This is a genomic window from Pseudomonas sp. JV414 (assembly GCF_032424305.1).
Classification (GTDB): Bacteria; Pseudomonadota; Gammaproteobacteria; order Pseudomonadales; family Pseudomonadaceae; genus Aquipseudomonas; species Aquipseudomonas lini.
The window spans coordinates 383,408-395,730 of sequence record NZ_VYKC01000002.1 but is presented as its reverse complement, the minus strand read 5'-3'; the positions used below and the strand labels follow the sequence as shown (position 1 = coordinate 395,730).

Here is a 12,323-nt window from a genome sequence, read left to right as displayed (position 1 = left end):
ATCAAGTGGGCGATGTTCATTCGTCTTGGTAGTGACTATTGACATAATTGGTCACTTGAATAAGCATGGGGCATCCGCTACTGAGAGGTCTCTATGATCCCGCGCCCCCACCTGTCATTCATTTTCATTGGCTTGTTGCCGTTTGCCCTAGCGGCCTGCAACGCGGCCACGCCTGCCGATCCTCGCCTTCAAGTGCCCTTGGTGCGCATCGGCGTGGTTCAACCCTCAGCGCCTGCGGCACGGGTATTCACCGGTGTCGTCGCGGCTCGAGTTCAGAGCGATCTCGGTTTTCGGGTACCTGGGAAGGTCTTGGAGCGTTTGGTGGATGCTGGGCAGAGTGTCAAGCGCGGGCAGCCCCTCATGCGCATCGATGCCAACGACCTGACGCTGACCGCGAGGGCGCAACAGGAATCGGTGCTGGCCGCTATGGCCCGAGCCCGGCAGGCCTCCGATGATGAGCGTCGCTACCGTGATCTGGTGTCCGTCGGAGCGGTATCTGCTTCAGCTTACGCAGGGTTTAAAGCGGCTGCCGACTCGGCGAAAGCCCAACTCAACGCTGCCCAGGCCCAGGCTGATGTGGCGAAAAACGCGACCGGTTATTCGACGTTGCTGGCGGATGCTGACGGGGTGGTAGTGGATACCTTGGCGGAGCCGGGGCAGGTGGTTGGTGCAGGTCAGGTGGTGGTGCGTGTTGCCCACTCAGGGCAGCGCGAAGCCGTTATCCAGTTACCCGAGACGCTACGTCCTGCGCTGGGCTCGGCGGCGACGGTTGAGCTATACGGCCAGCACCAGACTGCAGGTAAAGCGCGTTTACGCCAGTTGTCCGACTCTGCCGACCGACAGACCCGAACGTTTGAAGCGCGTTATGTGCTGGAGGGGGGGCTCTCCAACGCCACCCTGGGTTCGACGATCTCGGTGGTTATCGCTGACACGGATGTTGCTGATGCCAAGGAATTACAGGTGCCCATGGGGGCCCTCTACGACGCCGGTAAAGGCCCGGGGGTCTGGGTGGTGGGCGGGGAACCTGAGCAGGTGGCATGGCGCCCGGTCAAGGTTCGCAGCCTGAGTAACGAGGCCAGCGTGCGCGTGACGGGTGATCTGCAGGTGGGTGATCGTGTCGTCGCATTGGGTGCGCACCTATTGAATGAGGGAGAGAAAGTCAGGACAGAACTTGCCGGTGCCACGCAAAAAACGGTGGTTGAGGTGAGTCGATGAGCGGCTTCAATCTTTCGGCGCTGGCCGTACGCGAGCGCTCGATCACCCTGTTTTTGATCCTGCTGATTTCTGTGGGTGGGTTGTACGCCTTCTTCAAATTGGGGCGTGCGGAAGACCCCGCATTCACCATTAAACAAATGACGGTGGTCACCGCCTGGCCTGGGGCGACGGCCCAGGAGATGCAAGATCAGGTGGTAGAAAAGCTGGAAAAACGCATGCAAGAGCTGCGTTGGTACGATCGGACCGAGACCTTTACCCGGCCCGGCTTGGCATTCACTACGGTGTACCTGCTCGACAGCACGCCGCCCTCAGCCGTCCAGGAGGAGTTTTACCAGGCGCGCAAGAAAATCCTGGATGAGCAGAAGGGGTTGCCGTCCGGGGTGATCGGCCCGATGGTCAATGATGAGTATTCCGATGTCACCTTCGCGCTCTATGCGCTCAAGGCCAAGGGCGAGCCGCAACGTCTGTTGGTGCGCGAAGCCGAGAGCTTACGCCAGCGTCTGCTGCATGTGGCGGGTGTGAAGAAGGTCAACATCATCGGTGAACAGGCCGAGCGCATTTTTGTCGAGCTGTCCTACGAGCGTTTGGCGACACTGGGCATTTCCGCACGAGACATCTTCAGTGCGTTGAACACGCAAAACATGATAACGCCGGCCGGCTCAGTTGAAGCGAAGGGCCCACAGGTTTTCATCCGCCTGGATGGCGCGTTTGATGACCTGCAGAAGATTCGCAATACCCCACTGACGGTGCAGGGCAGAACCCTCAAGTTGTCCGATGTGGCTGAGGTCAAGCGCGGTTATGAGGACCCTGCGACGTTCCTGGTACGCAACAATGGCGAGCCCGCATTGTTGCTCGGCGTGGTTATGCGCGATGGCTGGAACGGTCTGGATTTGGGGAAATCGCTGGAGGCTGAGGCGACAGCGATCAACGAGCAAATGCCTTTGGGCATGAGCTTGACCAAGGTCACGGATCAGGCGGTGAATATTGGCGCATCCGTCAACGAGTTCATGGTGAAGTTTTTTGCTGCCTTGGGCGTGGTGCTGCTGGTGTGTTTTCTCAGCATGGGCTGGCGTGTTGGCGTTGTGGTTGCCGCGGCGGTGCCGCTGACCCTGGCGGCCGTGTTCATTGTCATGGCGGCCACGGGCAAGGACTTCGATCGAATTACCCTTGGCTCGTTGATTCTGGCGCTGGGGCTGCTGGTGGACGATGCAATCATTGCCATTGAAATGATGGTGGTGAAGATGGAGGAGGGCTACGACCGAATCAAGGCCTCCGCTTATGCCTGGAGCCACACGGCCGCGCCGATGTTGTCGGGGACGTTGGTGACGGCGATCGGCTTTATGCCCAACGGTTTTGCCAAGTCGACCGCTGGTGAGTACACCGCGAACATGTTCTGGATCGTTGGCATTGCGCTGATCACTTCCTGGGTGGTGGCCGTGGTGTTTACCCCTTACCTGGGCGTCAAACTGCTGCCGCAGATCAAGGTGCCTGAAGGCGGGCATACGGCGATTTACGGTACGCCGAACTACCAGCGTTTCAGGCGCCTGCTGGGCGGTGTGATCCGCCGCAAAGGCCTGGTGGCGACATCCGTCGTGGGCTTGTTCGTTGTTGCGATTCTGGGCATGGGCGTGGTCAACAAGCAGTTCTTCCCAACGTCCGACCGACCTGAGGTGTTGGTTGAGGTGCAGATGCCTTACGGCACCTCTATCGAACAGACTGATGTGGCGGCGGCCAAGGTCGAGGCGTGGTTGGCTCAGCAGCCGGAGGCCAGGATCGTCACCGCTTACATTGGCCAGGGCGCGCCGCGCTTCTACTTGGCGATGGCCCCTGAACTACCCGATCCATCCTTCGCCAAAATCGTCGTCCTGACCGCGAATCAGCAAGAGCGTGAAGCGCTCAAGCTCCGCCTCAGACAAGCCGCGGCCGATGGCTTGGCGCCTGAAGCTCGGGTGCGGGTAACGCAGTTGGTATTTGGTCCTTATTCACCGTATCCGGTGGCCTTCCGGGTGATGGGCGCCGACCCCGCGGTGTTACGAGATATCGCCGCGCAGGTGCGTGCTGTCATGAGCGCCAGCCCCCTGATGAGGACCGTCAACACCGACTTGGGCGAGCGCGCACCGGCACTTCATCTCACGCTGGATCAGGATCGCCTGCAAGCATTCGGCTTGACCTCGAGCGATGTCGCGCAACAGTTGCAATTCCTGATAACGGGGGTGCCTGTCACCGAGGTGCGTGAGGACATTCGTGCTGTTCAGGTGGTGGCTCGCTCCGCTGGGGAGACGCGTCTGGATCCGTCGAAAATTGCCGCCTTCACGCTGACCGGCGCTCAAGGCCAGCGCGTGTCGCTGTCCCAGGTAGGGGCGGTGGATGTGCGCATGGAGGAGCCCATCCTGCGGCGTCGTGATCGGACGCCGACCATCACCGTGCGCGGTGACGTGGCTGAAGGTCTTCAGCCCCCCGATGTCTCCAACGCCTTGATAACGCAGTTGCAGCCGATCATCGAAAAACTGCCGGCGGGCTACCGCATTGAGTTTGCTGGCGCGATCGAGGAGTCGGGTAAAGCAAACAAGGCATTGCTGCCGTTGTTCCCGATCATGATCGCGCTGATGTTGCTGACCATCATCATTCAGGTGCGCTCGATGTCGGCAATGATGATGGTGTTCGCCACCGCGCCTTTGGGCCTGATTGGAGTGGTGCCAATTCTGCTGTTGTTCCAGCAGCCGTTCGGGATCAACGCCTTGGTGGGATTGATTGCCTTGTCAGGGATTCTGATGCGCAACACGCTGATCCTCATTGGCCAGATTCACTCCAATGAGCAAGCCGGCCTGTCGCCTTATGACGCAGTGGTCGAAGCCACTGTGCAGCGCGCGAGGCCCGTGATTCTCACGGCGTTGGCGGCGATGCTGGCGTTCATTCCGCTGACCCATTCGGTGTTCTGGGGAACGCTGGCGTACACCCTGATTGGCGGTACGTTTGCCGGCACCGTGCTGACCCTGGTGTTCCTGCCAGCGATGTACGCCCTCTGGTTCAAGATCAAGTCTGAAGCCTCACAGGAACTCTCGACACATGTACGTCCTGCCTGATTGAGCGGGCAAACGTTCGCGAGGGCGAGCGTTACGCCTTCTCAAGGCTGGCCGAAGACAACGCGAAATCATGGCCCTGATAAGCGGGGTCATGACGAAGAGCGGCCGATGTGCCTGCGCCCGCTAACGTACTTGGCCGTTATGGATCGCCGGAGGAAGATATTGCGCCGGTGGTGCTGTTCCTCGCCAGCAAGGATGGGCAATTTCTGACGGGATACAGCCTGACGCCGGACAGTGGCCAAATCATCGACAGCGCACGCTGATTTACCGTCCAGCCTGTGAACGATTGCTCCACCGGAACCACAAGAAACGCCTTGGCGTGTCTTGTGGTTTTTTCATGCGATGTTCACCGATGCAACCGGCTCCCGCGTGGCTGCGCGTGCAGCCAGGAAGGCAAGAGCAGCCGCCACGCCCAGCAACGCGGCGCTCAACTCGAAGGTGGCTCGATAGCCGCTCGAGTCAAACACCAGCCCGCCAACGGTTGCACCCGAGGCAATGGCCAGTTGAATGATCGCCACCATTAAGCCGCCTCCCGCTTCAGCAGCCTCTGGCAATGTTCTGGCCAGCCATGTCCACCATCCCACCGGGGCCGCCGTTGCAACCAGTCCCCAGAGACCCAACAAGACAGTAGTGGTCGCCGCCGAGCTGCCGAATGAAACGAGCGCCAGTGCGATCGTTGCCATCAAGATCGGTATGACGATGAGGGTGCGATGCAGGCCATTTTTCAAGAAGGCTTCAATCAGGAAGGTTCCCGCGAGGCCCGCCAGACCGAGGACGAGCAACATCAGCGAGAGCATGGAAACACTGGCGTGCGTGACCGTTTCAAGGAACGGGCGCAGGTAGGTAAACAGCATGAACTGACCCATGAAAAAGACACTGACCGCCACCATGCCTAACGCGACCGGTAGGCTTTTCATCAGCCTGAAGACATTCCCAGTGCCTGAACCACTTTGCGACTTCATCGCCGGGAGGCTAAACAGAAGCCAGACAGAGGCGATTACCGCGACCGGGATGACGCACAAGAAGGCACCGCGCCAGCCGATCAACTCGCCAAGGAAACTGCCCAACGGCGCTGCAATCACTGTTGCCAGAGCGTTGCCGCCGTTGACGATTGCCATGGCGCGAGTGATCTGGTCTTCAGGCACCAGGCGCATGGCGGTTGCCGCCGACAGCGACCAGAAGCCGCCTATCGCTACCCCGATCAACGCGCGGCCGATCATGAATACCCAGTAATTCGGCGCGAAAGCGACCACTGTTCCCGAGACGATCATCAGCACAGTCAGAGACAACAGCAGAGGTTTGCGGTCGACCCGCGCCGCCACCGAAGCGATCAGGAGGCTGGCGAACAGCGCAAACAGCCCAGAGACAGAAATGCCCTGGCCCGCTTGCCCCTCGGTGATATGCAGATCGGCGGCAATCGGCGTCAGCAGGCTGACGGGCATGAATTCCGACGCCACCAGCACGAAGGCTGCAAGTGACATGGCGAATACGGCGCCCCACGACTGTTCGGCTTTCCGGGGGACGGGAGAGTGGTTGGTCATTGATTGAATCCTGTCATGCGCGAAGCGTCGCGGCCCCGTGAACGAGGCCGCGAGAGAGAGCCGGTGCCCGGCCAGGGCGCCGATCAGGCTACTTCAGGTTGCTTTTGAAGAACGAGGTCAACTTGGCGAATGGAATGAGGTTGACTCGGTCGTAGAGATCCACATGCCCGGCATCAGGAATGATGAGCAGTTCTTTGGGTTCGGCAGCGCGTTTGTAGGCGTCCTCACTGAACTCGAGTGAGTGGGCCTGGGCGCCAGCAATGAACAGCAGCGGGCGAGGGGAGATCGTCTCGATGTCGTTGAACGGATAGAAGTTCATGAATTTCACGTTGCTGGTCAGCGTCGGCATGGTGGTTGTCTGCGCCGACGCACCGGCAGGCGTAACCTCTCCTCGTGGAGTGCGGTAGAAGTCGTAAAACTCGTCACCCACGGCGTTTCCGGTCAGTTTGAGTGGTGAGCCGCTGGTATAGCGGGTCTGGCCACCCTGGAACTCCACGTCGCGCTGCTGCGCCGCCTCGCGAATGATCTGCTGGCGCTGTTCAGCCGTTACACCGTGCTTGAGACCATTACGATTGGCCGCGCCCATGTCGTACATGCTGACGGTGGCGATGGCCCTGAGACGCGGATCAATCTTGGCCGCGCTGATGGCGAAGCTGCCGCTGCCACAGATGCCGATAACACCGATACGCTCACGATCAACAATGGGTCGAGTGCCGAGAAAGTCCACGGCGGCACTGAAGTCTTCGGCGTAGATATCAGGCGAGACTGCCTGACGAGGCGTGCCCTCGCTTTCACCCCAGAAGGATAAATCCAGCGACAGCGTGACAAATCCCTGCTCGGCCATTTTGGTGGCGTACAGGTTTGCACTCTGTTCCTTTACCGCGCCCATGGGGTGACCGACGATGATGGCGGCATTTTTTGATTTCGGGTCGAGGCCCTTCGGAGTGAACAGATTGCCCGCCACGTTCATACCGTACTGATTCTTAAAGGTGACCTTCTCCACCGTCACTTTTTCGCTTTTGTAGAAATTCTCTGCGCCGTTCGACCTATCGGCGCCCATTGAAGAAAAAGAGGTAACAAGCAGCCCGAGGGCAAGCAAAATGCCTTTCACTGGATAGTCCTTTCGATTGAGTGGTTATTCGCTGGCGTCTTTCGCTTGGCCAGCCAATGTGGCGTTGTCGATCACGGGGAACGGCGAATGATCTGCAAAGGCTCAAGGGGTTTGTCGCCCGCATGAGCACCATAGGCTTGTACAAGAATGGGAGAGTCCTCGATGGTGTGTCGGATGAACATTCTCCCGCTCTGCCCAGAGGCTCTGTAGTGCAATCCGCTGGATTACTTGCCTGATTCTATGAGTCTGCGTTCTATTGCAGGACGCTTGCGTGTGGGCGAGTTAGAGTTCAGCGAAGAGGTACGAGACGAACATGATGACCCAACACGAAACCGCCGCATCGCCCCAGGAGGCGCTCGCCCAGATCATTGGCTCGCGGGTCTTGAAACCCGGTGACTACGCAACCTCGATTGCGGGCCTCGGCTTCTTCAGGCGCGAACACCCGTCGCCGCCCGTTGTTTGCATGGTCGAACCGAGCATCATTCTTGTCGCCCAAGGCGAGAAACAGCTGTGGGTAGGCGGTGAGGGTTATCCGTATGACACCTCGCGTTTTCTGGTCACCTCACTGGATTTGCCGGCCAACTCGCAGGTGCTAGCGGCGAGCCCGGAGCAACCGTGCCTGGGGCTGACGTTCAAGCTCGATTTGCGCATGCTGGCAGAGCTGATTGCGCAGAGTGACCTGCCGCCCACCCGTGAACGTTCAGTCGCGAAAGGGGTAGGCATCGGTTCAGTGACCGCAGCCATGCTGGCGCCGTTCGAGCGCTTGTTGGCGCTGCTCGATGAGCCGGAAGCTATTCCTGTTCTCGCCCCTTTGATCCAGCGTGAAATTCACTACCGTCTCTTGAAAAGTGATCAGGCGGGCAGGTTGCGACAAATCACTTCTGTCGACGGCCAGGGCTATCGAATCGCCAAAGCCATTGATTGGCTGAAGTTGAATTACACCTTGGCCCTTCGCGTCGACGACCTTGCCGCCCGGGTACAGATGAGCACGCCGACCTTTCACCACCATTTCCGTCAGCTCACCGCGATGAGCCCATTGCAGTACCAGAAATGGCTACGGTTGAACGAGGCGAGGCGCTTGATGCTCAACGAGCATCAGGATGTATCGAGCGCGGCGTTCAAAGTCGGCTATGAGAGCCCTTCGCAGTTCAGCCGCGAATACAGCCGACTGTTTGGAGTCGCGCCTAAACGAGATATCGCAGTGTTGCGAGGGGCAGGCTAGCGACAGGGTGAGGTCATTCAAAAATGGTGGTGGGTTCACGGCAAACACGTTGCGCTGCGTTTTATGGATGACCGCCAAACCATGGAGGTCGGCATGAGCCAACTCCAGACCTCCATGCGTCGCGTCTTTTTCCGCCCGAACATATTGTTTTTCTCAGGTTGGAAAGAGATGTAGTGGTCAGGCGCATTGTTTACGTGACTTTGTCCCGGTTCGATGCCATCCACGCAGCCCGACGCCAACCCGCGAGCTTGAAACATTTCTAAACACACTTGTATAAGAAATGTTGTACGACGTCTTATCTGTTGTGTTCGACTGCGCTCGTTCTCACAAAAAAAATAAATGGAGATACCCTCTATGACGAGCATTCCTTCCGTCGAAGGCCAGGCTGCGGCGCCCGCTCAAAACCGATTTTCCCGAATTCTCAAACTGCTGGGCCCCGGAATCATCGCCGTACTGTCCTGGCTGGGCGCTGGTGACCTGATCACGTCGTCCGTGGCCGGTGCCAATTACGGTTACGCAATGATGTGGGTGCTGGCGGTCTCTCTGCTCTTGAGATACCTGATCGTCAACATCATCGCTCGCTTCCAGTTGTGCAATAACCAGGGCATGACCATCCTGCAAGGCTATGCGCAGCTGAATCCCTTTTTCGCCTGGTTCATGCTCGTCTATGCCCTGCTGATGGGGCACTTGATGAACGCCTACATGATCAAGGGGGCGGGTGAGTCGCTGGCGATGCTGTTGAAAATCGACCAGCCACTGCTGTGTTCACTGGCGGTGGTACTCGCGGTGTGGATGCTGGTGGGTCGAAATATTTATTCGATGATCGAAGGCGTGATGAAGGTGCTGCTGGCGATCATGACCCTGGCCTTTATTGCCTTGGCCGTGATGTCCGGTCCCGATGTCGTCGGCATCGTCAAAGGCACCATCGGCTTCAGCATCCCGCCGGATGAGGGCGTGCATGGCGCGCTGCTGGTGGCGGTATCGGTTATCGGCGCGGTTGCAGGCTCCATTGCCAATTTCGTGCATCCGTATGTCATGCGCCAAAAGGGCTGGACAGGGCCGCAGCACAAGCGTGTTCAACGTAACGATTTGCTGTTTGCAGTGTTCGTCGGGATCGTCATCAACCTGGCCATCTGGATCGTCGGCGCGGAAATCCTGCGGCCCAACGGCATTGAGGTGAAGACCTTGGGTGACTTGGGCAAGGCGCTGGAAATTTTCTTCGGCCCGATGGGTTGGTACGTGTTCTTTATCGGCGTGTTCGCGACACTGTTTGCCAGTATTTCCGGCAAGACCACTGCATTCCCGATGCTGATTACCGATGCTTTCCAACACGTTCTCCCCAAGCGTCGCGAGAAGTACGGCAAAGAGTTTCACCATGATCCGATGCATAAATGGTTCATGCTGTTCATCCTCGTGACGCCATTGATCTGGTCACTGCCAGGCATGCCGGACTTCGTGACCCTGACCATTGGTGTCAGCGCGTTGAACATCATTGGCTTGCCGGTCATTTCCCTGGGCCTGCTGATCATGTCCAACCAGAAGAAGCTGCTGGACAAGAAATATCGCAACAACCTGTTTGAAAACATCGCGCTGCTTTTTGCTACAGGCCTCGCGCTGTGGGTCGCCTTCCAGTTGGGCGTCGATCTGTTTACCTGACACCCTGCCGCCGAGGGGACGCAACGTCTCCTCGACGGCCAACGTTCAGTCAGAAAACACGGCTATGCCTAACATTTCCTGAAAATAAAGCATCCGGTGTTCCTTTCTCGACTTTCTGGCTGGTCAATTACGGCGACGAGAGTAATCCGTCGTATGCCGATCTTGAAACATCCTCGCTTTTGGGTTGAAAGCGCGCCTGAAAAGATTCGGTTAATTGCGAAGTAATCGAGCGGTCGCACTAACAAAAACCAGCAGAACACTCACGCAACCCAGAGCGAATGACAAGGTGCTTAGATGGGCGACCGCTCCGATAAATACGGGACCGATCAGAATGCCCGCGTAGCCCATCGAGATGACAGCGGGGATGGCTACCGCCTGTGGCATCCGTTGCTGGCGGCCTACAGCGGTAAAGAGCACTGGGACAATGTTTGAGCATCCAGCACCGACCAGAGCGTAGCCAATCAAGGACGCGACCCAACCTTCGATCCCAAGCGACACCACCATGCCTGCGGCTGCGCAGAGTCCGCCAAGTGCAACGACGCGCACACCGCCAAGTTTGCTGACGATGGCATCTCCTGTCAGGCGGCCCACCGTCATCGCAGCGGCGAAGGATGCGTAGCCCAAACCGGCGATGCTCGGCTCTAACCCTCGGCTCGAGACCAGGAAAACCGCGCTCCAGTCGAGGATTGCGCCTTCAGTGAGGAAGACGATGAAACAGAGCGCTCCCAAAAACAGCACGATACCCCTGGGCACCGCGAACATGGGTCCACCCCGTTCAGTGCCATAAGTCAGAAAAGCAGGCGCAGCCTTGTAAAGCGCTCCCAATACTGTGGCAACGATGCAGAGCGCAGCAATCAACGGATGCAGGCCCAAGGTCAGCAGAGCGGTCATCGCCCCGGCGCCCAATATGCCTCCGACGCTGTAAAGGCCATGGAAGCCGGACTGAAGTGCCTGCCCGCTGTTTTTCTCGACGATGACGGACTGTATATTCATGGCGCAATCAAGCATGCCCATGCTGGCACCGAAGATAACGACAGCGATGACCAGGCCAGGCAGCCACGCCACGGTGCTCAACAGCGGAAAAACGGCACACAAGACAATCGTCGCCCAGATTACGACCGGTCGGCATCCATAGTGTGCAGTGAGATACCCAGCGAAGGGCATGGCCACAATAGATCCACCGCCCAGGCCAAGCAGCAGCAACCCCAGGCCACCATCGTCCAGACCAGCGCGGGCTTTAACCAATGGGACCAGAGGCGCCCATGCGGACATGAGTAAGCCCGCGATAAGGAAGGCGATGCGTGTAGACATCCGCTCGCTGTGGTTAGCCGTGGGTACCAATATCGGCGATGGAGCATTCATAATTCTAGGTAATCCTTATCGATGACGCTCGCCATCGTTTACTCGGCTTAGACGGTGCGGGTTTCGTATGTTTGTCGCGTGCCCGGGTTTCGGAAAACTTAGCGCCTGCGCTCATACGTTGCTCTATAACTGCTTGGCGCAACGCCAAAGAAGTCACGAAAGCGCATATGGAAGTTGGCGAAACTACAGAAGCCGGTCGCAATCGCGATATCGGTGATCGGCCGATTGCTCTGCAGAATAAGCTGCCGCGCTCGAGTCAAGCGCAGCTCAAGGTAGTAGCGTGTGGGCGTCGCACCCACAAAACGGCAGAAGCGACGCTCCAATTGTCGTCGGGAAATGTTCACACACTCAGCCAGTTCGTCGATCGATAGCGGCTCTTCGATGTTCTTTTGCATCAGTTCTAAAGCGAGCTTCAGGGTTTGTGGCAAGGTGGGATCAGAGTCAACTATGACGGTCGATATCCCTGAGACTTCAGAGGTTTGATCGCAACTGAGTATTTCCTCGACAGCATGGGTCAGCGACACGTCTTGTTTAGCGGTGATGAGCTCCAGCATCATGCGTAACGAGCTGCTGGCGCCGGCGCACGTGATACGGTTTTTGTCTATTACGTGAGTTCGACAAGAGACCAGCACCTTGGGAAAAACATCCTCCATCATCGCTCGCCCGTCTGGATGGAAAGCACACTCGACACCATCCATAAGCTGAGCTTCCGCCAGGAAAAATGCACCGTTCCACAAACCGCCCATGGTCGCGCCAAGAGAGGCGACGTTACGTAGCTTGCGACGTAATAGCGGGTCGCTGATCAGTTTGACCCGTAAACCCCCGGCGACAATCAGAACGTCGATACGATCCGGTAGTTGTGAAAGCTCCAAGTCTGCTGAAATCGCAATACCCAGATCGCTCATCACCAGACGGCTCCTGATGCCGACAGTCAACACCTCAAACGCTGGTGTCTCGCTAATCAGGTTGGCGGTCACCAGCGCATCGATAGCGCCGGTGAACGACATCATCGAGAAATTGTTCAAAAGCACGAAAGCTACACGAGTCACTGCCTGCGGCTTTACTGGTTTCTCCGCCGTATAGGAGTACCCCATGTTTTTGTCTTTGAGCACGCTCTCGAATACGAATGGCAT

General features: G+C 58.0%; 9 protein-coding genes. 5 read left to right on the top strand and 4 right to left on the bottom strand.

What is annotated here, in order from left to right:
- The first annotated feature begins 93 nt into the window (after positions 1 to 93).
- The 3 genes from F6R97_RS02740 to F6R97_RS02730 all read left to right on the top strand — a co-directional run bounded on the left by F6R97_RS02740 (position 94) and on the right by F6R97_RS02730 (position 4,561).
- Positions 94 to 1,215: an efflux RND transporter periplasmic adaptor subunit gene (locus F6R97_RS02740; RefSeq protein WP_038982987.1), complete on the top strand. Its 1,122-nt coding sequence runs from the start codon at positions 94 to 96 to the stop codon at positions 1,213 to 1,215.
- Positions 1,212 to 4,298 carry an efflux RND transporter permease subunit gene (locus tag F6R97_RS02735; RefSeq protein ID WP_315865994.1) on the top strand — a complete coding sequence of 1,029 codons (3,087 nt, stop codon included), beginning with the start codon at positions 1,212 to 1,214 and terminating at the stop codon, positions 4,296 to 4,298. The genes F6R97_RS02740 and F6R97_RS02735 overlap by 4 nt, the downstream gene beginning before the upstream one ends.
- Before the next feature lie 110 nt (positions 4,299 to 4,408).
- A complete protein-coding gene (locus tag F6R97_RS02730; RefSeq protein WP_080772123.1) occupies positions 4,409 to 4,561 on the top strand; it encodes a short-chain dehydrogenase/reductase in 153 nt (50 codons plus the stop codon).
- 72 nt (positions 4,562 to 4,633) lie between these two features.
- On the opposite strand, the gene F6R97_RS02725 is transcribed toward F6R97_RS02730, so the two are convergent.
- Together F6R97_RS02725 and F6R97_RS02720 are read right to left on the bottom strand one after the other, a co-directional pair.
- The gene (locus F6R97_RS02725) at positions 4,634 to 5,839 is read right to left on the bottom strand and encodes an MFS transporter (RefSeq protein WP_315865993.1); all 1,206 of its coding nucleotides are present in this window, start codon (positions 5,837 to 5,839) and stop codon (positions 4,634 to 4,636) included.
- Between the two features lie 88 nt (positions 5,840 to 5,927).
- Positions 5,928 to 6,950 (bottom strand): alpha/beta hydrolase, encoded by a 1,023-nt coding sequence (locus F6R97_RS02720; RefSeq protein ID WP_038982990.1) that lies wholly within the window; start codon positions 6,948 to 6,950, stop codon positions 5,928 to 5,930.
- 313 nt (positions 6,951 to 7,263) lie between these two features.
- Here F6R97_RS02720 and F6R97_RS02715 point away from each other — a divergent pair, with 313 nt between their 5' ends.
- Positions 7,264 to 8,172, top strand: coding sequence for an AraC family transcriptional regulator (locus F6R97_RS02715; protein ID WP_315865992.1), 909 nt, complete (start codon positions 7,264 to 7,266; stop codon positions 8,170 to 8,172).
- Between the two features lie 354 nt (positions 8,173 to 8,526).
- Positions 8,527 to 9,828 (top strand): Nramp family divalent metal transporter, encoded by a 1,302-nt coding sequence (locus F6R97_RS02710; RefSeq protein ID WP_038982991.1) that lies wholly within the window; start codon positions 8,527 to 8,529, stop codon positions 9,826 to 9,828.
- Positions 9,829 to 10,038: 210 nt separating this feature from the next.
- Here the strand turns inward: F6R97_RS02710 and F6R97_RS02705 are convergent, their stop codons facing one another.
- Both F6R97_RS02705 and F6R97_RS02700 read right to left on the bottom strand, forming a co-directional pair.
- Complete coding sequence (locus F6R97_RS02705; RefSeq protein ID WP_048393028.1) at positions 10,039 to 11,190, bottom strand: MFS transporter; 1,152 nt, start codon at positions 11,188 to 11,190, stop codon at positions 10,039 to 10,041.
- 98 nt (positions 11,191 to 11,288) lie between these two features.
- Entirely contained in the window at positions 11,289 to 12,323 is a 1,035-nt protein-coding gene (locus F6R97_RS02700; RefSeq protein WP_048393030.1) for a GlxA family transcriptional regulator, read from the bottom strand.